Here is a 26,668-nt window from a genome sequence, read left to right on the forward strand (position 1 = left end):
CGCCCCGTTGACCGGCGAGGACCCGCTCCCGCCCCTCCTGGAGGCCGTCCTCAGCGTCGGCACCGACCTCGAACTGCGCACCACCCTCCAGCACATCGTGGACGCGGCCGCCGAGCTCACCGGCGCCCGGTACGCCGCGCTCGGGACCGCCGACCCGGGGCAGGACGGCCTCATCGAGATCCGGACGCCGGGCGCGGCGGTCCCGGAGACGGCCGTGCTCACCGTGCCGATCCATGTGCAGGACGAGGCGTTCGGCACCCTGCACCTCGCGGGGAAGAAGGCATTCACCGCCGAGGACGAACAGCTCCTCCACGTCCTCGCCGCCCAGGCCGGCATCGCGATCGGCAATGCCCGGCTGTACGAGGCGGCGCGGCAGCGGGAACGCTGGATCGAGGGCGCGGCGGCCGTCACGACGGCGCTGCTGAGCGAGGGGCCCGCGGCCGACGCCCTGACGACCGTCGCCGAACGCGCCCGCATCCTCGCCGACGCGTCCGCCGGGGTCATCCTCCAGCCCACCGAGGAGGGCGGCATGGAGATCGTGACGGCGTCGACGTATGACGACCCGGGCGACATCGTCGGCACCACGATCGCCCCCGGCAGCCCGGTCCTGAAGCAACTCCTCGGCGGCGAGCCGGTGTTCGTGGACGACTCGGCGACCGATCCCCGGATGACGACGCACGTCCGCCACCGCTTCGGCCCCAGCATGATGCTGCCCCTCCAGGCGGACGGCCGGCTGATCGGCACCCTGGCCCTCCCCCGCCGCCGCGGCGACCGCCCGTACACCTCCGTGGAACGCCTGCTGGCCGTCCAGTTCGCCTCCCAGGCCGCCCTGGCCCTCGTCCTCGCGGACGCCCAGCACAGCCGCGAACTCCTCGCCGTCTTCGAGGACCGTGACCGCATCGCCCGCGACCTCCACGACCTGGTGGTCCAGCGGTTGTTCGCGACGGGGATGATGCTGGAGTCCACCCAGCGCCGGCCCGGAGCGGAGGACGTACAGGAAGCCCTGACCAAGGCGGTCGACGAACTCCAGTCGACGATCCAGGAGGTCCGCACGACGATCTTCGCCCTCCAGCAACCACCCGCGGACGCCCCGACCACCTTCCGCGGCAAGGTACTTCGAGAGACGGCGGGCGCGGCGGCACTACTCGGCTTCACCCCGTCGACCCAGTTCACCGGCCCCGTGGAGACCCGCGTCCCCGAACAGACCGCCGCCCAACTCCTCACGGCACTGCGCCGAGCCCTGGCCACCGCCTCCCGCCGGGCCGGCGTCTCCCGCATCGAGGTGACGGTGGACGCGACGGCCACCCTGCCCGACGGACGGGACGGCGTACGGCTCACGGTCTACGACGACGGGGAGACGGGGCACGGAGACCCGGGGACAACGGTCACCTGGCAGGCACCGCTGTGAACCCGGGCTGTCTGCTCCCGTGCCCGAACCAGCACCGCACCGTCGTCCCCGCCCGACCGGTGTGCATCCGGACCAGGTCGGCCACCTGGTTCACCAGCAGCAGCCCACGCCCGCCACGCTGGTTCAGCGGAGCCGGGCGGCGCCCCGCGAGAGGGTCCACGAGCACTCCGGAGTCCCGCACCTCACACACCACCGCGCCGCCGGCTCCCTCAGACCCGTTCGCCCCGTCCTCCCCCCACACCCGCAGCACCCCACGCCCACCCCCGTGCACCACGCTGTTGGTCGTCAGCTCCGCCGTGACCAGCATCAGGTCCTGTACGCGGGCCGGGGTGAGGCCGAGGCGGGTGCCCTCGGCGGCGGCGCGGTGGCGGGCCTCGGGCAGCGAGTCGTCGTCGAAGGGGAAGGTCACGCCGGACGCCTCCGGCACCTCGGGCAGCGGCTCGTTGTAGCGGGCGACGATCATGTCCGGCGCGTACTTCTCGCTGTCCGAGGTCCGTCCGCCGTCGATGACCGTGGGGTGCGTGGCGTAGGCGTCGGCGAGCACCCGCTTGTCGAGGCGCCGGACGTCGTACGGGCACAGGATGGTCGCCGTACGGCCTTCGAAGGCGGCGTTGATCAGGGCCTCGTGCTGGACGCAGGCCGGGTACTCGGCGGCGGTCCGGCCCGCCCAGATCGGTTCGCCGATGATCCGCACCCGGCGTCCCGGCGGCTGTGCGTCGGCGAAGGCCCGCAGCACGCCGGGGATGATCCGGCCGGGGTTGCGACCGGCCTGCTCCATGTCGAGGAGGCGTACGGCGCTCGCCGCGGAGCCGAGCCCTTCCTTGATGAGGCGGAGGTTCCGGCCGGGCACCGCCACGGCGACCGGCTCCCCCGCGGCGAGCCCCTCGCGGACGAAGCGGAGCGTGCCGTCGAGGTAGTCCCGGGTGTCGCGGTAGAACAGCGCGGGGTGGACGAAGGGGCTGGGCGTGCCGCCCGGTCCTTGTCCGTCGAGCGCTCCTGGCTCACTCCTGCCGCTCATACCGCTCCCTGCTGATCCTGAACGAACCGCGCTTACCCACCGCCGGGCCGGTCAATCCCCACCGAACGGATCCACGGCCGCACAGGCAATGCACAGCTTCGCAGAGGGTTAACCCTCGACGGCTCCCCTACGGCCCTCGAATGACGGCCCTTCGCATGACATGCCTGCGTCAATCCTGTCATCCTTCCGAACCGCACCCCGCACTGCTCAGCCCTGCACTGCTCAGTCCGACCCGGACAGCACATCCGTCTGCCCGGTCTGTCATCGGCCGCCCGCGCGCGGCCGTCGCAGTAGGAGCAAGAGTGAGACGAACCCCCAGACAGTCGACCCGGACGAAGACCCGACCGGCGACCGCCGCCGGAGCCCTGGCGGCCACCGCCGCCCTGCTGGCCCTCGGCGTCCAGACGGCCCCCGCGACCGCCGCGCCCGCCTCCCCCCACCCGAGCCCGCTGCGCACCGGCGGCCAGGAGGCCAAGCTCTCCCCGGCCCAGCGCACCGCGCTCATCAAGACCGCCGACGCGAAGACGGGCGCGACCGCCAGGACCCTCGGCCTCGGCACCAAGGAGAAGCTGGTCGTCAAGGACGTCGTCAAGGACAACGACGGCACCCTGCACACTCGTTACGAGCGCACCTACGCCGGCCTCCCCGTCCTCGGCGGCGACCTGGTCGTGCACACGCCCCCGGCCGCACGGGCCGCCGGCACCGTGAGCACCACCTTCAACAACAACCGCCGTACCGTCTCGGTCAAGTCGACGACGGCGACGTTCGGCAAGTCCGCCGCCCAGTCGAAGGCGTTGCGGACCGCCAAGGCGCTCGACGCCACCAGCCCCGCCGCCGAGAGCGCCCGCAAGGTGATCTGGGCCGGCCAGGGCACCCCGAAGCTCGCCTGGGAGACGGTCGTCACCGGCTTCCAGGACGACGGCACGCCCAGCAAGCTGCACGTCGTCACGGACGCCACGACCGGCGCCGAACTCTCCCGCTTCGAGGGCGTGGAGACCGGCACCGGCAACAGCCAGTACAGCGGCACGGTCACCCTCGGGACCACGCTGTCCGGTTCGACGTACCAGCTGTACGACACCTCGCGCGGCGGCCACAAGACGTACAGCCTCAACAACGGCACGTCCGGCACCGGCACGCTGATGACCGACTCCGACGACACCTGGGGCACCGGGTCCGGGTCCAACACCCAGACCGCGGGCGTCGACGCGCACTACGGCGCCCAGGTCACGTGGGACTTCTACAAGAACACCTTCGGCCGCAGCGGCATCAAGAACGACGGCGTGGCCGCCTACTCCCGCGTCCACTACAGCTCGTCGTACGTCAACGCCTTCTGGGACGACGACTGCTTCTGCATGACGTACGGCGACGGCTCGGGCGGCACGCACGCGCTGACCTCGCTGGACGTGGCCGGGCACGAGATGAGCCACGGCGTCACCTCCAACACGGCGGGGCTCAACTACACCGGGGAGTCGGGGGGCTTGAACGAAGCCACCTCCGACATATTCGGCACCGGCGTCGAGTTCTACGCCAACAACTCCAGCGACGTCGGCGACTACCTCATCGGCGAGAAGATCGACATCAACGGCGACGGCACGCCGCTGCGTTACATGGACAAGCCGAGCAAGGACGGTTCGTCGGCGGACAGTTGGTACTCGGGTGTCGGCAACCTCGACGTGCACTACTCGTCCGGCCCCGCGAACCACATGTTCTACCTGCTGAGCGAGGGCAGCGGCAGCAAGACCATCAACGGCGTCACCTACAACAGCCCGACCTCCGACGGGGTCGCCGTCGCCGGCATCGGCCGGGCCGCCGCCCTGCAGATCTGGTACAAGGCGCTGACGACGTACATGACGTCCAGCACCAACTACGCGGGCGCCCGCACCGCCGCCCTCAACGCCGCCGCGGCCCTCTACGGCACCAGCTCCACGCAGTACGCCGGGGTCGGCAACGCCTTCGCGGGCATCAACGTCGGCAGCCACATCACGGTCCCGACCAACGGCGTCACGGTCACCAACCCGGGCAGCCAGACCTCGACCGTCGGCACCGCGGTGAGCCTGCAGATCAGCGCGAGCAGCACCAACAGCGGCTCGCTGACGTACGCGGCGACCGGTCTGCCCACCGGCCTGTCGATCAACAGCTCCACCGGCGTCATCTCCGGCACCCCGACCACGGCGGGGACGTACAGCCCGACCGTCACCGTCACCGACAGCACCGGTGCGACCGGCACCGCCTCCTTCACCTGGACCGTCAACTCCAGCGGTGGCGGCGGCAGTTGCACCTCCACCCAGCTGCTGGGCAACGCGGGCTTCGAGTCCGGCAACACCACCTGGACCGCCACCAGCGGCGTCATCACCAACGACACCGGCGAGGCCGCCCGCACCGGCTCCTACAAGGCCTGGCTGGACGGCTACGGCTCCACCCACACCGACACGCTCTCCCAGTCGGTGACGATCCCGAGCGGCTGCACCGGCACCACGTTCACCTTCTATCTGCACATCGACACGGCCGAGACCACCACCAGCACCCAGTACGACAAGCTGACGGTCACCGCCGGGTCGACCACCCTGGCCACGTACTCGAACCTCAACGCGGCCTCCGGGTACGTCCAGAAGTCGTTCAGCCTGTCGGCCTTCGCGGGTACGACGGTCACGCTGAAGTTCTCCGGTGTCGAGGACTCCTCGCTCCAGACGAGCTTCGTCGTCGACGACACGGCGGTGACGACGAGCTGAGCTCAGTGCTGGGCGAACTGCACGCTCGTCCCCTGGACGACGTTCGGCCGTAGGGCGATCCCGTCCACCGTCAACTGCTCCCCGTAGATGTCGGTGACGCGGATCGCCCCACCGCAGCCGGCGCCGTGCTCGGAGAGGAAGTAGTTGTACGAGGCGCGGGGCAACACGGTCCAGCCGCCACTGGTACGCACCTCCAGCCGCGCCACCGGATTCCGGTGGCCGAGCACCTGGATGCCGCACCAGTAGCGGCTGGACCCGGTCTTGTACCGGACGGAGAGCTTCTGGCTCGTGCTGGGGCTGACCAGGCTCCAGGTGATCGGTATCTGGCCCTTGACCGGCGCGGCGAGCTTCGCGAACGCCTCGGCGCTGAGGTCGAGTTGACCGACCCGGCAGGGCGCGGGGCACTCGTTCGTGATCCGTACGGTGATCGAGGCGCCGCCCGCGGCCCGGACCCGGACGTACGCCCCGCACGCCTTGGCCGCCTCGTAGTCGGCGGTGTTCATGGCGGCGGTCATGACGGTGCCGGCCGGCCCGAAGGTGCAGGCGCCGTCGCCGTTCCCGGCGTCGTAGAAGGTGGCGACTCCGCTGTAGGTGGCGCCGGGCCTGATCCGCCCCGCCAACGAGCCCGTGCCGGCAGGGGCTTTGGGCGTGGCCTTGGGCTGCTTGGCGGCGGTGGCCTTCGGGGTGGCCTTCTTGCTCGCCGAAGCAGAAGCCGAAGCCGAGGCCGAGGCGGACGCCGATGCGGAAGCCGACCCGCTCGGTGTCGGTGACGGGGTGGCGGACGGCGTCCCCGCGTCGGACCGGGCGCTCGCCGCACGGCCGGCGTCCGCCACCGACACGGCGTCCCCCGAGCCGCCACCGGGCCGGAACGCCACGATCACGGAGGCGATGAGCGCGACGGCCCCCACCGCGACGGCGATGAGGAGAGCACGTGACTTGCGGGGGCGGCGGTGCGAGGAGGGAGGTGCCACGGCTGAAGTCCTTGTGTGTCGGGTGGGGCTCCGGGGACGGAGGCCTTCGACGTACAGTCGCCGCAGAATCCCAGAAGGTTGCCGTGCGGGAGGCGGAAAATGAGAACAACGGTGACGCTCCTGCACCCGGGGGCGATGGGCGCCCCGGTCGGCGGCCAGGCGACCCGCACCGGAGCGCGTGTCCTGTACGTCCCGGCCGGCCGCGGCCCGGCCTCGCTGGAACGGGCGCGCCAGGCAGGCCTGGAGGCGGCCGACTCCCTCGCGTCAGCCCTCTCCGTCAGCGACTTGGTCCTCTCGATCTGCCCGCCGCACGCCGCCGAGGACGTCGCCCACGAGGTCCTGGAGCACGGCTTCCGGGGCCTCTACGTCGAGGCCAACGCCATCAGCCCAGACCGCGCGACCCGCATCGGCAAGGCCTGCGCCGAGCGGGGCGCGCTGATGGTCGACGGCTCGATCATCGGCGGGCCGCCGGCGGGCGGCAGCGGCCCCCGCCTCTATCTGAGCGGCGACGCGCAGGCGGTGGCGAGGACGGCCGCGCTGTTCGACGGCACCGATGTCGTCGTCCGCCCCCTGGACGCCGGGATCGGCGCGGCCTCCGCGCTGAAGATGGCGTACGCCTCGTTCCAGAAGTCGGCGCGGGTCCTGGCGGCCGTCTCGCACGCCCTCGCCACGAGCCACGGCGTGGGCGAGGAACTCGCCGAGGAGGGGCGGGCGTTGACGGCACGCATCCTCGCCGAGACCGACCACTTCCCCGGCGTCGCCGCCCGTGCCTGGCGCTGGGCGCCGGAGATGGCGGAGATCGCGGCCGCCCTGGACGCCGTTGGACTGCCGCCGGACCTGGCGGAGGCGTCGGCGAGGGTGCTGCGCCACTGGAACGAGGACAAGGACCAGCTCGACCTGCCTTTGGAGGACGTGTACGCGCACCTCCACACGCCAGGTAGTGCTCCCTAGGTGTGTCCGAGAGCCATGGCGCGGCATCAGGCTGGAGCCCGCCCATCTCATCCGGCTGCCCGCCGCTCCCGCCTGCGCCTGTACAGGACCACGCCCATGACGAGTGCGGTGGTCACGCCTGCTTCGATGATCATGCGGGCCAGGGCGCCGATCAGCCCGTCGACGGTGCGGTCGGACAGGGCGGTGCGCACAAAGTGCACCAGGGTTTGCGAGTAGAGGACGAGGGCGACCAACGCCAAGGGAATCCGGTGAGTGGGGTTCCCGCCGTTCTCGTCCCTCATGCTCTTGATCTTCATCTCACTGCCTCCGGCGTCTCCTGGGCCGGACGATCGCCGAGGCGATCAGCAGGACCACCGCCATGAGGCCGAGGTGCTGTCCGACGGCCGACCAGCTGTAGCCGGTGAATGTCGCGTCGAGGATATACAGCACGGCGAACACCCCGAACAGGGCAGCCAGGACGAGGACCCATCCCCGGCCGGATCTGCCGAACCGTGATCTGCTGCGCACGGACGATCTCCCGTGATCTTTACCTTGGTGAAGGTGATGGACAGCAGATCTTTACATCGGCCACACACGGGGTCGTATGACGAGCACTCACATCACCAATAGCTTCCCAGCGCACTGCCAAGTCGCGATCTGCGACCTCACGGAACTCGAAGTCCTCCACTCCGCCCGCTCAGCAGAGGACCGCGCACGATTGAAGGCGGCGCTCGACGCCCACTACATGCGGTGCCCGATGCCCGATGCCCGACGGCATCTTTCGTCGCTCCCGCGTGGTCCAGGAGCACCTCACCGCGAAGGCTGAAGTGACGTTTCCTCGGGTCAAAAGGCGTGTCTGGTGGGGCGGGTGGGACTCGAACCCACGGCCGACGGATTATGAGTCCTTCGAGGATCCCGGCGGCCCTTGTCGATCATTGCTCATCTTGGCCGTTTTCCCAGGTCAGACGCGGTTTGGCGCCTCAGTCCTTCTCGGCCCTTGTCAGTCTTTTCCGATCCTTGTGTCCAACCAGCGTCCAGAAGGCGTCCCCCATGTACACGCACACCCGGTTCAAGGACCCACTCCCGAGCTGGGGAGAGGGTCTCGAAACCATGCGCAGCGGACCTCCTTTCCAACGCGCCACGACTCAAAGGCAGGTGGCCTCCGAGTACGCGGGACGACATCTACTCCTGCGCCGCAACGAGGGCTACTGACGAAATGCGGTTCGCGAGGTGACGGATTGCCTCATCGGCCGCTGACGTTGTGCCGCGCCGGGGCGGCACAACGTCAGCGGCCGCGACCTCCGTGCCACCAGGAACACCAGCGCGCCGCCCGCCACCAGCAGGACGGCGGTGCCCACCCGCAGCAGGACTCCGTCCGTGCCCGGCGGCGAGCCCGCCGCCGGTCGTCGCCCCGCTGCTGGTTCCCGCCTCGGAGCCGGACGGGCTCGCGGTGGCCGTGGCCGACGGGGACGCGGAGGCGCTGGGCGATGGGCTGGACGTCGCCGAGCCGGTGGCCTTCACCGCGATCGCCGCGGTGTCGTTCGCCGCGTCGTCGTCACGATCGGGGTACGCGGGGTTCTCCACCACCCGCACGCCGCCCCGCGCGCCGGGGACGACCCGGTCGATCCGCACCGTGAACTCCTGGGTCACCCAGTCGCCCGGCCGGAGGTCCGTGCTGGCGATGTCGCAGGTGTAGCTCTTCGCGCCGGCCCTGCCCGGTGTGCAGATCCACAACGGCCCGGGGTCCCCGCGAGGCATGACCCCTGCTCACAGCGCAGACGCTCTTCGTACCTGAAGCTTGCCTGGCGGGACCTCGCAGGGTCGTGCGCACCCCGTATCCGGCTCCTCGGCGGACGACGCAGCGCGGTCAGGCTTCCGCCGACCACCCGGCCCTCCCAGGCGGCGTCGATACCGCCGCGCCGACGCCCCTTCGCGGCAGACTTGATAATCGCTTATCGAAAACGTACTGTCGAAAACACGTTTTCGATCCTTGCTGTCCAGATGGACGGTCATGGACCGGCAACTTGGACGACGGGAATCACTGATGAGCAAGCAGGCACCGGCATCCAACCGGCGCAAGCGGCTGACGGAGGAGCGCGAGCGCGAGATCCTCGACGTCACCTTCGACCTGGTCGCCGAGGTCGGCTACGAGCAGGCGACCGTGGACGAGGTGGCCAGACGGACGAAAGCGAGCACGGCCACGCTGTACCGGCAATGGGAGAACAAGCCCAAGCTCGTGATCACGGCGATGATGGCGCGCAAGTATCCGCCCCTGCCGCACATCGACGCCGGTAGCCTCCGCGATGACCTGGTGGCGCTGGCCCGCATGATGCCGGCACCACACCCGGAGAGCGCCCCGAGGCTGGGAATCTGGCAGGCGGTCGTGTCCGACCCCGCCCTCGCCCAGGCCCTGAGGGATGTCCTGTTCGCCCCCTACCTCGACGCGCTGCGCACGATCCTGGCCCGGCACGTCGAGCGCGGAACGATCCGTCCCGACAATCCGGCCCTGGCGCACTCCGAGATGTTCCTGATGGGCAGCGTCTTCGTGGAGAAGCTCTTCACCGGCACCGAGGCGGACGCCGACCAGCTCATCGCGGTCATGGACGCCCTGCTGTTGCCGGCGCTGACCAGCTAGCCGCAGATGACCCATTCCTCATCTGGCCGGCACCCCCTGGGCCAGCCAGTACGAGGACGAGAAGACAAAGGAACTTGGCCATGAGCAGCACTTCGACCGATACCGTCCTGGTCACTGGAGGCTCCGGATTCCTAGGCGGCCGTGTGATCGCCCAGGCGCTCGGTAAGGGCTACCAGGTCCGCACCACGGTGCGGACCCTCAGCCGCGAGGCGCAGGTTCGCAGGGACTTGGAGTCCATGGGCGTGCACGCGGGTGACCGGCTCACTTTCGTGGAGGCGGACCTCACCGCGGATGGGGGGTGGGCCGAGGCGGTGGCAGGCTGCCGCTACGTCCTGCACATCGCCTCCCCCTTCCCAGGCGGCGAGCCCGACCACGAGGACGACCTGATCGTCCCGGCCCGAGAAGGCACGCTGCGCGTGCTGCGTGCCGCCCGCGACGCAGTCGTCGAACGCGTGGTGGCCACCTCGTCGTTCGCCGCCGTCGGCTACGGCAGGGCCGCCACCGAACGGCCCTTCACCGAGAACGACTGGACCGACCTGGACGGCGACCTCCCCGCCTACATCAGGTCCAAGGCGCTGGCCGAACGAGCCGCCTGGGACTTCGTCGAGCGCGAGGGCAACGGCCTCCAGCTCGCCACCGTCGTCCCGGTCGGCATCTTCGGCCCCGTCGTCGGCAGCGACCACTCCTCCTCGATCGACATGATCATCGGCCTGTTCAGCGGCGCCATGCCGGGCGTACCCCGCCTGTACTTCGCCGTCGTCGATGTCCGGGACGTCGCCGACCTGCACCTCAAGGCCATGACCGACCCCAGGGCAGCCGGCGAACGCTTCATCGCCGCCGCCGGCGACGCCGTCTCCCTGCACCAGATCGCACTCGCCATCCGCGACCGCCTCGGCGACGCGGCCAGTGCCGTCCCGACCACCGAGCTTCCGGACGAGACGGTGCGTAAGGCCGCCGAGGCCAACCCGGCACTGCAGGGTGTGCTGTCCAACCTCGGCAGGGTCCGCCACGTCAGCAACGACAAGGCCCGTACCGTCCTCCACTGGAACCCCCGCAGCAGCGACGAAGCCGTCGTGGCCACCGCCGAAAGCCTCCTGGAGCTCGGCCTTCTGCCCGCCGCGCATCCCGCATAGGTGCGAGCGCGCATTTGTGCTCTTGCCTGCTCGACACAGTCAAGCGGAGTTCGGGACGGAGCGTGAACGGAGGGCTTGCACAAGCCTGTGCACACCGATGCCGCCCCACCAGCCCGGGCTCTCCCGCTTCAACCGTCCTGGTGTACAGCCAGCGGGACTACACGGAAACATGGACTTCCCGACGGAGGAAACATGCCAAAAGCGATCACGCTGACCGACTTCGGCGGTCCTGACGTCCTGCGATGGACTGATGTCCCGCTTCCCCAGCCGGGCGAGGGGCAGATCAGGGTGAAGGTGAAAGCCGCGGGCGTCGGCCCGACCGACCTCGCCCTGCGGTCGGGCCGACTCAAGGCCTTTTCGCTACGGCGGAACGCCGTACTCGGCTTCGAGGTAGCTGGCACTGTCGACGCAGTCGGGCCCGGAGTGAACGGAACGCAGATCGGCGAAGAAGTATCGGCACTGCTTTTCGACCTTGGTGGATACGCTGAATATGCGGTTGCCTCGATGTGGGTCGCAAAGCCACCTTCCGTCCCGTGGGCGGCCGCAGCCTCTCTGCCGGCCTCGGCGGAGGCGGCAGCGGGGGTTCTGCGACAGCTGGCGGTGAAGACGGGCGACACACTGCTGGTGCTCGGTGGTGGCGGGGCTGTCGGCTTGATCGCAACCCAATTGGCTGTCGCTCAGGGCATCAAAGTGGTGAGTGCCGTAGGCGAGCGGGACGACGCACTGGTCACGTCCCTGGGTGCCACGCCCGTACGCTACGGCGCGGAGCTGGTAGACGCGGTCAGGCGTGTCGGGGCTGTCGGCTTCGCGTTCGACGCCTCTGGCAAGGGAATGCTGGCGGACGCGATCGCGTTGACCGGAGCCGCCGACCGGGTGATCACCTTGTCCGACCCCGCTGCGGCGGACTTCGGTGTCACACTGTCACATCCCAGTCCCAAGCGGGCTCCTCACGCGTTGAAGGACACCATGTCCATGTTGGCGCAGGGGCGGCTCAGGCTGCGGGAGTACAGAACCATGCGCATGCAAGACGCCAACGAGGCGCACCGTCTACTCGAAGGCGGTCAGGTGCACGAGCGGGTCGTACTGACCCTCTGATCGCGATTCCACGCATTGACCTCCCCCGTTTCGCTTCGGATGGTTGAGCTGGGGTGACAGTGGAGGACTGGTGCTGTCGGCCTCTGGTCGTTCAGTGGCCGCAGCCGCGGAAGAAGCGGGACTCACTCTGCTCCACGACGACCGCGACTTCGAAGCCATCGCCCGCACGACAGGGCAGCCGGTCCGCATGATCGACCTCAGGCAGTAAAGCTCGCGCGGTGCCGACGGGCACCAAGCTTCTGACCGACCCGGGCCGCCCGGCGGTCAGTCCGCTGTGGCCTGGGCCGTCTCCCGACACCCAGGGGTCACCGGGCGACACCACTTCCGGATCCTCGCGTCCAGCCAGCGTCCAGAATTCGACGTCCAGGCGCCCACACAGCCCACCCACGACGCCATCCTCCAGCCGCAGGCCGATACGTCTACGCGGGTCAAAGCGATCCCAACGCACACTGACGGCCACAGAGTTGAACTCGCGAGCAGCGGATTCAGCCCCGTGGCCCAAACTCCTGGATCCGCACCCCTGATGAGACGTTTCCGCAGGTCAGAGGCCTGCACAGTGGGGCGGGTGGGACTCGAACCCACGGCCGACGGATTATGAGTCCGCTGCTCTAACCGGCTGAGCTACCGCCCCATAGCGGCGTGTCGCGTACATGTGTGCGCGCCGTCTGCCGCAGCATAGCCGCTCATACGATCTCCTGCTTCGTATGGTCGACTTCGCATGCCCTGAAGGACTCCGCTGTGACCTGCGCGGTTCCCGGCGCAGGGGTGATCACATGAAAAAGGACCCCTTCGGGGGTCCTTGTTCAACACGCTCTCCCGACTGGACTCGAACCAGTAACCTGCCGGTTAACAGCCGGCTGCTCTGCCAATTGAGCTACGGAAGATCGAAGCTCCCCCGACTGGACTCGAACCAGTAACCTGCCGGTTAACAGCCGGCTGCTCTGCCAATTGAGCTACGGAGGAATGCCTCGTTGCATCGAACGTACCTCCCTGGGTATTCGCCAGGGGGCGGGCGTCCGCTGCGACACATACATTAGCGCAAGCAGGGGGGTGCTCCGCCAATCGGTTCCTCCCGGCACCGACGCCGCACAGCAGACCTACGCAAAGGGAAGGGTGGCAGCCATGCGCTACAAGCTCACTTTCGTCGCCGGGCTGGCTCTGGGTTACGTGCTGGGCACGCGTGCCGGGCGCGAGCGCTACGAGCAGCTGAAGAAGTCCGCGCGGCAGGTCTCGCAGAACCCCGCGGTCCGCAACACCGCCGAGTCGGCCGCCCAGCAGGGCCGCCAGTTCGCGGGCAAGGCGTACCACGTGGTGAGCGACAAAGTAGGAGACCGGGTGCCGGACTCGGTGGCCCAGCGGGTCCGCTCCCTGCGGGACCGCAACACCAACGGCGCCGCCGAGGACGACTGGGGAACCAGCAACACTTGAGTGCCGGACGGGGTGACGCCGTCCGGCCCATAGAATTTTCGCCATGGGGATAGTCGCCGGGCTGGACAGTGCGCCCGATTTCACTCGTATCGTCGTCTGCGACGCGGACACGGGCGCCGTGCTCAGGCAGGGCTACGCCCCGCACCCGGTGGAGGGCCGTCCCTCCGACGTCGACCCCCAGGCCTGGCTGCTGTCCCTCGGTGAGGCGGCCGGCGGTGGCCTGCTCGAAGGCGTGCAGGCCATCGGCGTGTCCGCGCAGCAGAACGCCGTCGTGCCGCTGGACGCCCAGGGCAACACCGTCCGCCCCGCCCTCGTCGGCGGCGACAAGCGTGCCCAGGTCGCGGCGGCCGATCTCATCGACGCGCTCGGCGGGCGCGAGGCGTGGGCGCAGGCCGTGGGCTGTGTGCCGCAGGCGCCGCAGCCGGTGACCAAGCTGCGCTGGCTGGTGAAGAACGAACCCGACGCCGCCCTGCGCACCGCGGTCCTCCTCCAGGCCCACGACTGGCTCGTCTGGCAGCTCCTCGGGCGGCCCGTGCGCCGCACCACCGACCGCGGTGGCGCCTCCGGCACCGGCTACTGGTCGGCCGCCACCGGCGCCTACCGCACCGACCTCGTCGAGCTGGCGCTCGGTCACCAGGCCATGCTGCCCGAGGTGATCGGCCCCTCGGAGGCGGCCGGTACGACCCCGGAGGGGCTGCTGATCTCCGCCGGGACCGGCGAGACCATGGCCGCCGCCTTCGGCCTTGGGATCGGACTCGGGGACGCCGTCGTGTCGCTCGGGGCCTCCGGGTCCGTCATGGCCGTGCACCCCGAGGCGCTCGTCGACAGCTCCGGGATGATCACCTCCCTCGCCGACGCGACCGGCATGCACCTGCCCGTCGTCACCACCCTGAACGCCGTACGGACCCTGCGCGGCACCGCCGAGCTGCTCGGGCTGCCCGATCTGGAGGCCCTGTCCGAGCTGGCGATGAAGTCGACGCCGGGCTCGCACGGGCTCGTGCTGCTGCCCTATCTGGAGGGTGAGCGGACGCCGAGTCTGCCGCACACCGCCGGGACGCTCGCCGGGCTGCGGCGGGAGTCGATGAAGCCCGAGCATCTGGCGCGGGCCGCGTTCGAGGGCATGCTGTGCGGGCTCGCGGACGCCCTCGACGTGCTGCGCGGGCGGGGCGTGGAGGTGCGGCGGGTCTTCCTGCTGGGGGCCGCCGCCGAACTGTCGGCCGTGCAGGCCGCGGCACCGGCCATCTTCGGCGCCCAGGTCGTCGTACCGCAGCCCGCGGACTACGCGGCGATCGGGGCCGCCCGGCAGGCGGCCTGGGCGCTCGGCGTGTCGCAGGGCACGCTCGACCCGCGCACCCCGCCGGCCTGGCAGGGGGCGGCCGCGCAGATCCTGGAGCCCGGCGAGGAGCTGGCGGTGGGGCAGGCCGTGCGGCAGCAGTTCGTGTCGGTGCGGGAGCAGACACATCCGAACGCCTTCCGCGGCTGACCGTCCGAGGGCGTCTTCCGCCCATAAGGCGGTAAAGAGCACTGCTGTCGGCTTAATCGGTTGAGGTAACGCGGGGGGAGTGTCCGACGATAGGGGCCAGGGGCAACCACCTCCGGCCCCTGTCGCCGACTCCGAGAGACGTAGCGTGCTCATACGACTTCTGCGGACCTATCTCAGGCCCTACAAGAAACCCATCGGTGTGCTGGTCCTGCTCCAGTTCCTGCAGACCTGCGCCACCCTCTACCTGCCCACGCTCAACGCCGACATCATCGACCACGGCGTGGTCAACGGGGACACGGGCTACATCCTGTCCTACGGCGCCCTGATGATCGGGATCTCGCTGGCCCAGGTCGTGTGCAACATCGGGGCCGTCTACTACGGCGCCCGGACGGCCTCGGCGCTCGGGCGGGACATGCGGGCCGCGGTCTTCGACCGGGTGCAGTCGTTCTCGGCCCGTGAAGTGGGTCACTTCGGCGCGCCCACGCTGATCACACGGACCACGAACGACGTCCAGCAGGTGCAGATGCTGGCGCTGATGACGTTCACCCTGATGGTGTCGGCGCCCATCATGTGCGTGGGCGGCATCGTCCTCGCCCTCGGCCTGGACGTGCCGCTGTCGGCGGTGCTGGTCGCCGTCGTACCGACGCTGGGCATCTGCGTGACGCTGATCGTACGGCGGCTGCGGCCGCTGTTCCGGTCCATGCAGGTGCGGCTGGACACCGTCAACCGGGTGCTGCGCGAGCAGATCACCGGCAACCGCGTGATCCGCGCCTTCGTGCGCGACCAGTACGAGGAGGAGCGGTTCCGGAAGGCCAACCGCGACCTCACCGACATGTCCCTGGCCACCGGCAACATGCTCGCCCTGATGTTCCCCGTGGTCATGACGACGGTGAACCTGTCGTCGATCGCGGTGGTGTGGTTCGGCGCCCACCGGATCGACAGCGGCGGCATGCAGATCGGCGACCTGACGGCGTTCCTCGCCTATCTGATGCAGATCGTGATGTCCGTGATGATGGCCACCTTCATGTTCATGATGGTGCCGCGCGCGGAGGTCTGTGCCGAGCGCATCCAGGAGGTCCTCGACACCGACTCCAGCGTCGTCCCGCCGCTCGCCCCCGTCACCGAGCTGCGCCGGCACGGGCACCTGGAGATCCGGGGCGCGGGCTTCCGCTACCCGGGTGCCGAGGAGCCGGTGCTGAAGGGCGTCGAGCTGGTGGCCCGGCCCGGTGAGGTGACCGCCGTGATCGGCTCGACCGGCAGCGGCAAGTCGACGCTGCTGGGACTGGTGCCGCGGCTGTTCGACGCGACCGAGGGCGAGGTGCTGGTCGACGGCGTCCCCGTCGCGGACGTGGAGCCGACGCTGCTGGCGCGGACGGTCGGGCTCGTGCCGCAGAAGCCGTACCTCTTCGCGGGGACCGTGGCGACGAACCTGCGCTACGGCAACCCGGACGCCACGGACGAGGAGCTGTGGCACGCGCTGGAGGTGGCGCAGGCCAAGAGCTTCGTCGAGCGGCTGGAGAACGGCCTCGACTCCCCCATCGCCCAGGGCGGCACGAACGTCTCCGGCGGTCAGCGGCAGCGGCTCGCGATCGCCCGGACGCTGGTGCAGCGGCCCGAGATCTATCTCTTCGACGACTCCTTCTCCGCGCTCGACTACGCCACCGACGCGGCACTGCGCGCGGCACTCGCCGCGGAGACGGCGGAGGCGACCGTGGTGATCGTCGCCCAGCGGGTGGCGACCATCCGCGACGCCGACCGGATCGTCGTCCTCGACGAGGGCCGGGTCGTCGGCACCGGCACCCACCACGAACTGATGGCGGACAACGAGACCTACCGGGAGATCGTGCTCTCCCAGCTCACGGAAGCGGAGGCTGCCTGATGGCCGGGCCCATGGGGCGGATGATGGCCGGCGGCGGCCCGGACACCCGTTCGCTGGACTTCAAGGTGTCGGGACGGCGGCTGATCGGGCAGTTCCGGCCGGAGCGGTTCACCATCTACGCGCTGCTGGCCTGTGTGGTGGTCAGCGTCGGCCTGAACTCGATCGGGCCGTGGATCCTCGGCAAGGCCACCGACCTGGTCTTCGCCGGGATCATCGGCCGGCAGATGCCGGCCGGGGCCTCGAAGGAGGAGGTCCTCGCCGGGATGCGCGAGCGCGGTGACTCCGCGATCGCCGACATGCTCAGCGGCACCGACTTCACCCCCGGCGAGGGCATCGACTTCACCGCCGTGGGGCATGTCCTGCTCCTCGCCACCGGCGCCTTCGCCATCGCCGGTCTGCTGATGGCGGTGGCGACCCGGCTGGTCAACCGGGCCGTCAACCGCACGATGTTCCGGCTGCGCGAGGACGTGCAGACGAAGATGTCGCGGCTGCCGCTGTCGTACTTCGACAAGCGCCAGCGCGGCGAGGTGCTGTCCCGGGCGACGAACGACATCGACAACATCGGGCAGACCCTCCAGCAGTCGATGGGCCAGCTCATCAACTCGCTGCTGACGATCATCGGCGTGCTCGCGATGATGTTCTACGTCTCCTGGCTGCTGGCGCTGGTCGCGCTGGTGACCGTGCCGCTGTCGTTCGTCGTCGCCACCCGCGTCGGCAAGCGGTCGCAGCCGCACTTCGTGCAGCAGTGGCGCTCCACCGGCAAGCTCAACGCGCACGTCGAGGAGATGTACACCGGGCACGCCCTGGTGAAGGTGTTCGGGCGGCAGGACGAGTCGGCGCAGCAGTTCGCCGAGCAGAACGAGGCGCTGTACGAGGCCGGGTTCAAGGCGCAGTTCAACAGCGGGGTCATGCAGCCGCTGATGATGTTCGTGTCGAACCTCAACTACGTGCTGGTCGCGGTCGTCGGCGGGCTGCGGGTCGCCTCCGGTGCCCTCTCCATCGGTGACGTGCAGGCCTTCATCCAGTACTCCCGCCAGTTCTCGATGCCGCTGACGCAGGTCGCGTCCATGGCGAACCTCGTGCAGTCCGGCGTCGCCTCCGCCGAGCGGGTCTTCGAACTCCTCGACGCCGAGGAGCAGGCGGCGGACCCGATCCCGGGGCTGCGCCCGGAGGAACTGCGCGGCCGGGTCGCGCTGGAGCACGTCTCCTTCCGCTACGACCCCGAGAAGCCGCTGATCGAGGACCTCTCCCTGAAGGTCGAACCCGGCCACACGGTCGCGATCGTCGGTCCGACGGGCGCCGGAAAGACCACGCTGGTCAACCTGTTGATGCGGTTCTACGACGTCTCCGGCGGCCGGATCACCCTCGACGGGGTGGACATCGCGCGGATGTCCCGGGACGAGCTGCGCGCCCAGATCGGCATGGTGCTCCAGGACACCTGGCTGTTCGGCGGCACCATCGCGGAGAACATCGCGTACGGCGCCTCCCGTGAGGTCACCCGCGGCGAGATCGAGGAGGCCGCACGCGCCGCGCACGCCGACCGGTTCGTCCGGACGCTGCCCGACGGCTACGACACGGTGATCGACGACGAGGGCACGGGCGTCAGCGCCGGTGAGAAGCAGCTCATCACCATCGCGCGGGCGTTCCTGTCCGACCCGACGATCCTGGTCCTCGACGAGGCCACGTCGTCGGTCGACACCCGCACCGAGGTGCTGATCCAGAAGGCGATGGCCAAACTCGCCCACGGCCGCACGTCGTTCGTGATCGCGCACCGCCTCTCCACCATCCGGGACGCGGACACGATCCTGGTGATGGAGAACGGCTCGATCGTGGAACAGGGCGCGCACGCGGACCTGTTGCAGGCGGACGGGGCGTACGCGCGCCTGTATAAGGCGCAGTTCGCGCAGGCAGTGGCAGAGGTCGACTGATCAGTGGCGGGGGCTGGTCCCACCCGAGGGGCGCGGGGCTGTATCAACATGCGGCTCCGCCGCGCGGGCGCGACCAGCCCCCACCCGCACCCGGCATCAATCCAGATAACCCCTCAGCTGATCCGCAAAAGCATGATCCCGCAGCTTGTTGAGCGTCTTCGACTCGATCTGCCGTATCCGCTCCCGCGTGACGCCGAAGATGCGCCCGATCTCCTCCAGCGTGCGAGGACGCCCGTCGGCCAGCCCGTACCTCAGCTGTACGACCTTGCGCTCACGCTCGCCCAGAGTGGAGAGCACCGCCTCCAGATGCTCCCGCAGCAGCAGGAACGCCGCCGACTCCACGGGTGACGTCGCGTCGCCGTCCTCGATGAGGTCGCCCAGCGCGACGTCGTCCTCCTCGCCCACCGGGGCGTGCAACGACACCGGTTCCTGGGCCAGCCGCAGCACCTCGCTGACGCGTTCCGGCGCGAGGTCGAGGTGGCCGGCCACCTCCTCCGGCGTCGGTTCGTAGCCGCGTTCCTGCAGCATGCGGCGCTGGACGCGGACGACCCGGTTGATCAGCTCGACGACATGGACCGGCACCCGGATGGTGCGGGCCTGGTCGGCGAGGGCGCGGGACATGGCCTGACGGATCCACCAGGTGGCGTACGTGGAGAACTTGTAGCCGCGGGCGTAGTCGAACTTCTCGACCGCGCGGATCAGGCCCAGGTTCCCTTCCTGGACCAGGTCGAGCATGGTCAGGCCACGGCCGACGTACCGTTTGGCGACCGACACCACCAGGCGCAGGTTCGCCTCGATGAGGCGGCGCTTGGCCATGCGGCCCATCACGACCAGGCGGTCCAGGTCGAGGGCGAGCTGGCTGTCGAGGTCGGGCGTGGTGCTGAGCTTCTCCTCGGCGAACAGGCCGGCCTCGACGCGCCGGGCGAGTTCGACCTCCTCGGCCGCGGTGAGCAGCGGGATGCGGCCGATCTCGCGGAGGTACTGGCGGAACAGGTCGGAGGACGGGCTGCCGGTGTCGGCGCGGTTGCGGGCGGCCGGTTCCGGGGCCTCGACCGGCTCGGGCGCCTCCGCGGCCTCCGCGCTCTCCAGCGCGTCGGCGGGCGGTTCTTCCGGCTCGGTCTCGGGGTGGTGCACGACACGGTTCTGCGGGGGGACCGCGACGAGAACGTCGGTCTCGGCGTCCGGCTCCGTGGCGTCCGTACTGTTCTCGGTCTGGGTGAGGGTCTGGGTCTGCACGGGGGCGACCTCCAGGATGATCGCTGCAGAGTGCGGCAGCGCTGTTTCGGGGACGGAGTCGGCGGCCTCGCCGCTGTCCGTCCCGTACGCGATGAGCGGAACCGCGGGGGTCTGGGACCCGTTGGGGACGGATCGGCCGCGCTCCGAGGACTCAGGCACCGGAACCCAGTGTGGAGTACGACACATCACCGCCACGAGGGGCGTGCGGTGACTTTTTGAGTCCGGTCCGTGACCGGGTGGTTACCGTGACGGACGCGACACGCTCAGAGAGCTGCGGCTCCGTGCTCGCGCAGCGCCTGGTCGTACTGCTGGAGCACCCACAATTCGTTCTGCACCGCGGCCGCTTGGGCGGGGTCGCCGGTGCTGCCGAGGCGGGCCAGCGTCGACTGGATGTCCCGGACGCGGCGCTCGACGGCGCGGCGGCGGACGGTGACGAGCTGCTGGCCCGCGTAGTCCTCGTCGACCGTGCGCCGCATGATCGCCTCGACCGCGAGTTCCGTGACCATCGCGCGGACGGCGTCGTCGGGGGCGGCCTCGCGGACCCGGACGAGATAGTCCTGCGAGTCCTGCGTGCCGTACTCGGCGCCGCCGGCCTCCATGATCGCCTGGCGTACGGCGGCGTAGGGGGCGGCGGTGAACTCGTCGATGCCGTAGGCGTCGAAGGCCGGGGAGACCAGCTCGGGTCGCTGGAGGGCGAGTTTGAGCAGCTCGCGCTCGGTGGCGTAGACGGGGTTGCGGAGCTGGAGCGCGGGGCCGCCGGCCGCGGTGCGCTGGGTGGCCTCGTACGGCTGCTGGGGGCCGCGGGCCGGGGCCGGGCCGCCCTTGCCGCCGCGGTCGCGGGCCCAGCGGGCCAGTTGGGCGACGCGCTTGACGACGAACTGGGTGTCGAGGATGCCGAGCATGCCGGCGAGCTGGACGGCGACCTCGTGCTGCGCGCCGCTGTTCTTGATGCGGGCGACGATCGGGGCGGCCTCGTCCAGCGCCGCCGCCCGGCCCGCGGGGGTGTCGAGGTCGTAGCGGACGACGATCTGGCGGAGCGCGAACTCGAAGAGCGGGGTGCGGGGTTCGACCAGGTCGGCGACCGCGTCGTCGCCCTTGGCCAGGCGCAGGTCGCAGGGGTCCATGCCGTCGGGGGCGATGGCGATGTAGGTCTCGGCGGCGAACTTCTGGTCGTCCTCGAAGGCGCGCAGGGCGGCCTTCTGGCCGGCGGCGTCGCCGTCGAAGGTGAAGATCACGCGGGCGCTGCCGTTGTCCATCAGCAGCCGGCGCAGGATCTTGATGTGGTCGCCGCCGAAGGCGGTGCCGCAGGTCGCGATGGCCGTCGTGACGCCCGCGAGGTGGCAGGCCATGACGTCGGTGTAGCCCTCGACGACGACCGCGCGGGACGCCTTGGCGATGTCCTTCTTGGCGAGGTCGATGCCGTAGAGGACCTGGGACTTCTTGTAGATCGCCGTGTCGGGTGTGTTGAGGTACTTCGGGCCGGTGTCCGCCTCGTAGAGCTTGCGGGCGCCGAAGCCGACCACGTCGCCGCCGATGTCGCGGATCGGCCACATCAGGCGGCCTCGGAAGCGGTCGATGGGGCCGCGGCGGCCCTCCTGGGAGAGGCCGGACAGGACGAGTTCCTTGTCGGTGAAGCCCTTGCCGCGCAGATAGCGGGTGAGGTGGTCCCAGCCCTGGGGGCTGTAGCCGACGGAGAAGTGCTCGGCGGCGGCCTGGTCGAAGCCGCGCTCGGCGAGGAACTTGCGGCCGGTGTCGGCCTCCGGACTGGTCGCCAGCTGTTCCATGTACCAGTCGGCGGCGATCTTGTGGGCCTCGACCAGGCGGATGCGTTCGCCGCGCTGGTGGGCCGGGTTGTACCCGCCCTCCTCGTAGCGCAGGGTGATGCCGGCCTGGGCGGCCAGGCGCTCGACCGCCTCGGAGAAGGTGAGGTGGTCGACCTTCATCACGAACGTGATGGTGTCGCCGCCCTCCTGGCAGCCGAAGCAGTGGAAGAGTCCCTTGCTCGGGCTGACCTGGAAGGACGGCGACTTCTCGTCATGGAACGGGCACAGGCCCTTGAGGTTGCCCCCGCCCGCGTTGCGCAGCTGGAGGTACTCGGACACCACGGCGTCGATCGGGACCGCGTCCCGTACCGCCTTCACGTCCTCGTCGTTGATCCGTCCAGCCACGCGTGAATTCTACGGTGGTGGACTGACACTCATGAGACGAGGCTTTCGAGCGGAACGTGCGGGTCCGCCAGCGCCTCCGTGTCCACCTGTGTCTTCGTCCGGATCAGCTGCTGGATCGGGTCCGTGACGTCCCACACGTTCACGTTCATCCCCGCCAGCACCCGGCCCTCCTTCACCCAGAACGCGATGAACTCACGCTTTCCGGCGTCCCCGCGAATCACCACTTCGTCGTACGACCCCGGGGGCGCCCAGCCGCTGTACTCCATCCCCAGGTCGTACTGGTCGGAGAAGAAGTAGGGGACGCGGTCGTAGACGAGGTCCTGGCCGAGCATCGCGCGGGCCGCGGCGGGGCCGCCGTTGAGGGCGTTGGCCCAGTGCTCCACGCGCAGCCTGCTGTCGAAGAGGGCGTGGTGGAAGGAGGCGACGTCACCGGCCGCGTGGATGTCGGGGTCGGAGGTGCGCAGCCGTTCGTCGACCGCGACGCCGCCGCCGTGCGCCCGGTCGGCCAGCTCCAGGCCCGCCGCCTCCGCGAGGGCGGTGCGCGGGGCCGCGCCGATCGCGGCGAGGACGTCGTGGGCCGGGTGTTCCTCGCCGTCGTCGGTGCGGGCGGCCAGCACCATGCCGTCCTGGCCGACGATCTCGGTGAGCTGGGCGCCGAAGTGGAAGCGCACGCCGTGCTCCCGGTGCAGGTCGGCGAAGAGGCTGCCCAGCTCGGGGCCGAGGACGCCGTGCAGCGGGGTCGGGGCGGGCTCGATGATCGTGACCTCGGCGCCGTACTCGCGGGCCGCCGCCGCGACCTCCAGGCCGATCCAGCCGGCGCCGGCGACCACCAGGTGGCCGTTGTCCCGGCCGAGCGCGGTCAGGACGCCCTTGAGGCGTTCCGCGTGGGCGAGGCGGCGCAGATGGTGGACGCCCGCGAGGTCGGTGCCGGGGATGTCGAGGCGGCGGGGTTCGGCCCCGGTGGCCAGAAGCAGCTTGTCGTAGTGGACGAGCGTGCCGTCGTCGCCGAAGCGGACCGTCCTGGCCGCGCGGTCGATCGCGTCGACGGTCTGGCCGAGGTGCAGCTCGATGTCGTTGCGCGCGTACCAGGCCGGTTCGTGCACGAAGACGCTGTCGCGCTCCTCCTTGCCGAGCAGGTAGCCCTTGGAGAGGGGCGGGCGCTCATAGGGGTGGTCGCGTTCGTCGCAGATCAGTATCACGCGACCGGTGAAGCCCTCCGCTCGGAGCGTCTCGGCCGCCTTGGCGCCGGCGAGACCGCCTCCGACGATCACGAATGTCTGGTCCGCGTCGACCACTTGATGCCTCCTACCGGGGGTGTCTGGGGAGTGTCGCCCCAGAGAACACAGCGGGTGCCGCCACATGGGAGCGTCCCGCACGCAGCGTGATGGGGGAAGAGGGAGTGGCCCGATCAGGCCACGGAGGGTCACATTCGGGCGCGTTTCGCTTCACCCTTGGCACATCTGTCTCACATATGCCCCGTCAAGCGGGCGTGAAGCGATCGCGCCGACGCGTCCGTGAGGGACGCGATCTGGTCGACGATCACCCGCTTGCGGGCACGGTCGTCGGCCGCCTGGTCGAACAGCGCCCGGAACTGCGGGTCGAGCCCGTCCGGGGCGCGGACGGTGAGCGCCTCGGCGAGTTCGGCCACCACGATCCGCTGGTCGGCCCGCAGCAGCTCCTGCTCGGCGCGCTGCATGACGTACCGGTCGGCGACGGCCTTGAGGACCGCGCACTCCAGCCGCGTCTCGTGCGGTACGACGAGTTCGGCGGCGTATCGCGTGAGCGGGCCGCCGCCGAACGCCGCGCGTGTGGCGCCCTCGGCGGCGAGGCAGAAGCGGCCGATGAGCTGGCTGGTGGCGTCCTTCAGCCGGGCCTGGGCGACGGCGGAACCGTCGTAGCCGTGCGGCCACCACGGCTGGTCCTGGAGCCGGTCGAGGGCGGCGGCGAGTTCGGCGGGGTCGGTGTCCTCGGGGACGTACCGGCCGCGGGCCACCGCGAAGACCGCCTGCCGTTCCGGTTCCGCGTGCAGGCAGTTCGGGTCGATGTGGCCCGCGTGCAGGCCGTCCTCGACGTCGTGCACCGAGTACGCCACGTCGTCGGACCAGTCCATGACCTGCGCCTCGAAGCAGGTGCGGGTGCCGGGGGCGTCCTTGCGGACCCAGTCGAAGACGGGGCGGTCGTCCTCGTAGACGCCGAACTTGGGGGACGCTGTCTGTGGTCCCGCCCCGCGGGGCCAGGGGTACTTGGTGGCCGCGTCGAGGGTGGCGCGGGTGAGGTTCAGCCCGACCGAGCCTTCTTCGGTGAAGCGCTTGGGCTCGATGCGGGTGAGCAGGCGCAGGGACTGCGCGTTGCCCTCGAAGCCGCCGCAGTCCTCCGCGAACTCGTTGAGTGCCTGTTCGCCGTTGTGACCGAACGGGGGGTGGCCGAGGTCGTGGGCGAGGCAGGCGGCTTCGACCAAGTCGGGGTCGCAGCCGAGGGCTGCGCCGAGTTCTCGGCCTACCTGGGCGCACTCCAGGGAGTGCGTCAGGCGCGTTCTGGGGCTGGCGTCCCAGGCCTGGCTTCGGGTGCCTGGGGTGACGACCTGCGTTTTTCCGGCGAGCCTTCGCAGTGCGGCTGAGTGGAGGATGCGGGCGCGGTCGCGTTGGAAGGCGGTGCGGCCGGGGCGCTTGTCAGGCTCCGGGGCCCAGCGGTCTGTTGAGGGCAGGTCGTACGGCATGACTCGACAGTACGGGCAGGGACTGACAATTCGCCGGTTCGTGTGCCTTGTGCTGTCAGACGGCGAGTGCGGGTCGTGTCCGGCTGGTCGCGCCGTTCCCCGCGCCCCTCAGGGACGTCATCTGGTCGTACCTGTGAAGAATCAGGTCTGCCATCGCCTCGTGCGTGCCCAATGGTGCCGATGCCAGCCACGGTGCCGCCTCCGCGCACTCCGTCGCGAAGCGGCCGGGGGCCGTGAAGTAGGAGGCGATGGCCACACGGTCGTAGCCCCGGGCTGCCAGGGCCTCTACGGCCGCCGGGACCGTGGGGGCCGCCGTCGTGGCGTAGGCCGGGACCACGGGTACTTCCAGGCGGGTCGACAGCAAGGTCGCCATACGGGCCATGTCGACCTTCGACTCCGGGTCACGTGAACCCGCCGCCGCCAGGACCACCGCGCTGCCCACGCGCGGGGACTCCTCCCAGCCCGCCTCCAGCAGGCGGGCGTGCAGCGCGTCCACCAGCAGCGGGTGCGGGCCCAACGCGGGCGCCACGCGTGCGCGTACGTCCGTCTCGGCGGCCATCTCGGGGATGTCCCGCTTCACGTGGTAGCCGCGGCTCAGCAGCAGTGGGACGAGGATCGCCTCGCGGCTGCCGAGGGTCTTGAGGGTGTCGGTCAGCAGCGGCTCGTTGAGCTCGATGTGGCCGAGGTGGACCGGGAGTCCGGGGCGCTGGGCGCGGACCTTGTCGAGGAGGCTGCGTACGGTGCTCAGGGCGCGCGGGTCGCGGCTGCCGTGGGCCACGACGACGAGCGCGGGAGCCTCGGGGCGCCGCCTGCCGGCGAGGGACACGAGGCTGAGCTGGCTCGCGAGCTGGCTGGTGATCCGGTTCATGAGGTGCGCCGTACTGTCGAAGTGGACTTCCTTGGACTGGTCGCTGGGAGCTCTCGAATTACCCGACGCTGTCATGGACCGATGGTGGAGGGGGGACGTTGCCGCCCCGTTGCATGAAGATAACGGGGATTTTCGGGGGGTTCACCGCAGGGTGGGTGGGCGGTGTGAGGTGGGCTGACCTGCGGTTTCATGCGGGTGCGTGAGGCTGGTCACGTGTGCGGCGGCGAACCGTGGCTGCTTACGGAACGTCCCTGACTGTCGAAGGACGACCTGGGAGGGACCCCGTGAGACTGCGCCGACCCCGTCTGCCGCGCACCCGTACCGGGCAGCGGCGGCTCGTGCAGGCTGTGATGGCCGGGTGTGTGCTGGCGCTGCTCCCGGCGACCTGGATGTACGTCGTCACGGGCGACCGGCTGCGCACGATCGCGGACGTGCCGCGCACCGAGGTCGCCGTCGTCTTCGGGGCCGGGCTGTGGGACGGGGAGCCCTCGCCGTATCTCGCGCACCGGCTGGACGCGGCGGCGAAGCTGTACCGCGAGGGCCGGATCGAGGTCGTCCTCGTCACCGGCGACAACAGCCGGGAGGACTACGACGAGCCCGACGCGATGCGGGCCTATCTGACGCGGCACGGGGTTCCCGACGCCCGCATCGTCAGTGACTACGCCGGGTTCGACACCTGGGACTCCTGTGTCCGGGCCAAGAAGATCTTCGGGGTGGACCGGGCCGTGCTGATCAGCCAGGGCTTCCACATCCGGCGGGCGGTCGCGCTGTGCGAGGCGGCCGGGGTGACGTCGTACGGCGTCGGGGTCGACGCCAAGCACGACGTCACCTGGTACTACGGCGGCACCCGGGAGATCTTCGCGGCCGGCAAGGCCGCGCTGGACGCGGTCTTCGAGCCCGATCCCCGGTTCCTCGGGCCCAAGGAACCGGGGGTGGGCGCGGCGCTGGCTAGGGCCTGTCCGGCGGATCAGGTTGCAGGAAAGCGGCGGTGCCTCAATTAGCGCAGGTGAGCGGGGCTTGGCGCGGCGAGCTGCAAGGCGGAG

21 protein-coding genes, 3 tRNA genes and 1 pseudogene are annotated in these 26,668 nt (G+C 70.3%); 13 read left to right on the plus strand and 12 right to left on the minus strand.

From position 1 onward, the window contains the following. Positions 1-7 precede the first annotated feature (7 nt). Positions 8-1,408 carry a sensor histidine kinase gene (locus tag CRP56_RS13640; protein WP_097263761.1) on the plus strand — a complete coding sequence of 467 codons (1,401 nt, stop codon included), beginning with the start codon at positions 8-10 and terminating at the stop codon, positions 1,406-1,408. Here the strand turns inward: CRP56_RS13640 and CRP56_RS13645 are convergent. Beyond that, a complete protein-coding gene (locus CRP56_RS13645) occupies positions 1,386-2,426 on the minus strand; it encodes a sensor histidine kinase (RefSeq protein WP_097263763.1) in 1,041 nt (346 codons plus the stop codon). The genes CRP56_RS13640 and CRP56_RS13645 overlap by 23 nt on opposite strands. A 302-nt stretch (positions 2,427-2,728) precedes the next feature. Here CRP56_RS13645 and CRP56_RS13650 point away from each other — a divergent pair, with 302 nt between their 5' ends. Then, complete coding sequence (locus tag CRP56_RS13650; protein WP_373559644.1) at positions 2,729-5,155, plus strand: M4 family metallopeptidase; 2,427 nt, start codon at positions 2,729-2,731, stop codon at positions 5,153-5,155. A gap of 2 nt (positions 5,156-5,157) precedes the next feature. On the opposite strand, the gene CRP56_RS13655 is transcribed toward CRP56_RS13650, so the two are convergent. Further along, positions 5,158-6,126, minus strand: coding sequence for an expansin EXLX1 family cellulose-binding protein (locus CRP56_RS13655; protein WP_097263766.1), 969 nt, complete (start codon positions 6,124-6,126; stop codon positions 5,158-5,160). A gap of 99 nt (positions 6,127-6,225) precedes the next feature. Between CRP56_RS13655 and CRP56_RS13660 the strand changes: the two genes are divergently transcribed. Continuing rightward, the gene (locus CRP56_RS13660) at positions 6,226-7,077 is read left to right on the plus strand and encodes an NAD(P)-dependent oxidoreductase (RefSeq protein ID WP_097263770.1); all 852 of its coding nucleotides are present in this window, start codon (positions 6,226-6,228) and stop codon (positions 7,075-7,077) included. Between the two features lie 47 nt (positions 7,078-7,124). Here the strand turns inward: CRP56_RS13660 and CRP56_RS13665 are convergent, their stop codons facing one another. Both CRP56_RS13665 and CRP56_RS13670 read right to left on the minus strand, forming a co-directional pair. Then, positions 7,125-7,373 carry a hypothetical protein gene (locus CRP56_RS13665; RefSeq protein ID WP_097263773.1) on the minus strand — a complete coding sequence of 83 codons (249 nt, stop codon included), beginning with the start codon at positions 7,371-7,373 and terminating at the stop codon, positions 7,125-7,127. A 1-nt stretch (position 7,374) separates the two neighbouring features. Further along, entirely contained in the window at positions 7,375-7,584 is a 210-nt protein-coding gene (locus CRP56_RS13670) for a hypothetical protein (RefSeq protein WP_097263776.1), read from the minus strand. A gap of 922 nt (positions 7,585-8,506) precedes the next feature. Between CRP56_RS13670 and CRP56_RS47570 the strand changes: the two genes are divergently transcribed. The 5 genes and pseudogenes from CRP56_RS47570 to CRP56_RS48020 form a co-directional block, all read left to right on the plus strand. Then, positions 8,507-8,752 carry a hypothetical protein gene (locus tag CRP56_RS47570; RefSeq protein ID WP_179851012.1) on the plus strand — a complete coding sequence of 82 codons (246 nt, stop codon included), beginning with the start codon at positions 8,507-8,509 and terminating at the stop codon, positions 8,750-8,752. 348 nt (positions 8,753-9,100) lie between these two features. Next, positions 9,101-9,691: a TetR/AcrR family transcriptional regulator gene (locus CRP56_RS13690; protein ID WP_179851013.1), complete on the plus strand. Its 591-nt coding sequence runs from the start codon at positions 9,101-9,103 to the stop codon at positions 9,689-9,691. Positions 9,692-9,771: 80 nt separating this feature from the next. Next, positions 9,772-10,824, plus strand: coding sequence for an SDR family oxidoreductase (locus tag CRP56_RS13695; protein WP_097263781.1), 1,053 nt, complete (start codon positions 9,772-9,774; stop codon positions 10,822-10,824). 192 nt (positions 10,825-11,016) lie between these two features. Next, positions 11,017-11,919, plus strand: coding sequence for an alcohol dehydrogenase catalytic domain-containing protein (locus tag CRP56_RS13700; RefSeq protein WP_097263785.1), 903 nt, complete (start codon positions 11,017-11,019; stop codon positions 11,917-11,919). Between the two features lie 94 nt (positions 11,920-12,013). Beyond that, a pseudogene (locus tag CRP56_RS48020) lies at positions 12,014-12,127 on the plus strand (PIN domain nuclease); the annotation flags it as partial. Positions 12,128-12,476: 349 nt separating this feature from the next. Here the strand turns inward: CRP56_RS48020 and CRP56_RS13705 are convergent. The 3 genes from CRP56_RS13705 to CRP56_RS13715 all read right to left on the minus strand — a co-directional run bounded on the left by CRP56_RS13705 (position 12,477) and on the right by CRP56_RS13715 (position 12,882). Continuing rightward, positions 12,477-12,550, minus strand: a tRNA-Ile gene (locus tag CRP56_RS13705). 180 nt (positions 12,551-12,730) lie between these two features. Further along, a tRNA-Asn gene (locus CRP56_RS13710) sits at positions 12,731-12,803 on the minus strand. Positions 12,804-12,809: 6 nt separating this feature from the next. Then, positions 12,810-12,882: transfer RNA gene (locus CRP56_RS13715), tRNA-Asn, on the minus strand. Positions 12,883-13,041: 159 nt separating this feature from the next. Here CRP56_RS13715 and CRP56_RS13720 point away from each other — a divergent pair. From CRP56_RS13720 to CRP56_RS13735, 4 genes are all read left to right on the plus strand, one after another. Then, positions 13,042-13,347, plus strand: a complete 306-nt coding sequence (locus CRP56_RS13720) for a hypothetical protein (protein ID WP_097263788.1) — start codon at positions 13,042-13,044, stop codon at positions 13,345-13,347. Between the two features lie 43 nt (positions 13,348-13,390). Next, positions 13,391-14,830, plus strand: coding sequence for a xylulokinase (locus CRP56_RS13725; protein WP_097263791.1), 1,440 nt, complete (start codon positions 13,391-13,393; stop codon positions 14,828-14,830). Between the two features lie 145 nt (positions 14,831-14,975). Next, positions 14,976-16,709, plus strand: a complete 1,734-nt coding sequence (locus tag CRP56_RS13730; protein WP_097263794.1) for an ABC transporter ATP-binding protein — start codon at positions 14,976-14,978, stop codon at positions 16,707-16,709. Beyond that, positions 16,709-18,637, plus strand: a complete 1,929-nt coding sequence (locus tag CRP56_RS13735) for an ABC transporter ATP-binding protein (protein ID WP_097263797.1) — start codon at positions 16,709-16,711, stop codon at positions 18,635-18,637. Before CRP56_RS13730 ends, CRP56_RS13735 begins: the two co-directional genes overlap by 1 nt. 96 nt (positions 18,638-18,733) lie before the next feature. Here the strand turns inward: CRP56_RS13735 and CRP56_RS13740 are convergent, their stop codons facing one another. The 5 genes from CRP56_RS13740 to CRP56_RS13760 all read right to left on the minus strand — a co-directional run bounded on the left by CRP56_RS13740 (position 18,734) and on the right by CRP56_RS13760 (position 25,625). Next, positions 18,734-20,032: an RNA polymerase sigma factor gene (locus CRP56_RS13740; protein WP_097263800.1), complete on the minus strand. Its 1,299-nt coding sequence runs from the start codon at positions 20,030-20,032 to the stop codon at positions 18,734-18,736. A 104-nt stretch (positions 20,033-20,136) separates the two neighbouring features. After that, positions 20,137-22,041, minus strand: coding sequence for a DNA primase (gene dnaG / locus CRP56_RS13745; protein ID WP_097263803.1), 1,905 nt, complete (start codon positions 22,039-22,041; stop codon positions 20,137-20,139). Positions 22,042-22,070: 29 nt separating this feature from the next. After that, positions 22,071-23,336: an NAD(P)/FAD-dependent oxidoreductase gene (locus tag CRP56_RS13750; protein ID WP_097263806.1), complete on the minus strand. Its 1,266-nt coding sequence runs from the start codon at positions 23,334-23,336 to the stop codon at positions 22,071-22,073. Positions 23,337-23,506: 170 nt separating this feature from the next. Next, the gene (locus CRP56_RS13755) at positions 23,507-24,757 is read right to left on the minus strand and encodes a deoxyguanosinetriphosphate triphosphohydrolase (RefSeq protein WP_097263809.1); all 1,251 of its coding nucleotides are present in this window, start codon (positions 24,755-24,757) and stop codon (positions 23,507-23,509) included. A 55-nt stretch (positions 24,758-24,812) separates the two neighbouring features. After that, positions 24,813-25,625 carry a sirohydrochlorin chelatase gene (locus CRP56_RS13760; protein ID WP_257040765.1) on the minus strand — a complete coding sequence of 271 codons (813 nt, stop codon included), beginning with the start codon at positions 25,623-25,625 and terminating at the stop codon, positions 24,813-24,815. A 284-nt stretch (positions 25,626-25,909) separates the two neighbouring features. Between CRP56_RS13760 and CRP56_RS13765 the strand changes: the two genes are divergently transcribed. After that, positions 25,910-26,626, plus strand: coding sequence for a SanA/YdcF family protein (locus tag CRP56_RS13765; RefSeq protein ID WP_097263814.1), 717 nt, complete (start codon positions 25,910-25,912; stop codon positions 26,624-26,626). Positions 26,627-26,668 lie beyond the last annotated feature (42 nt).

Source organism: Streptomyces sp. TLI_55 (genome assembly GCF_900206255.1).
GTDB lineage: Bacteria > Actinomycetota > Actinomycetes > Streptomycetales > Streptomycetaceae > Streptomyces > Streptomyces aquilus.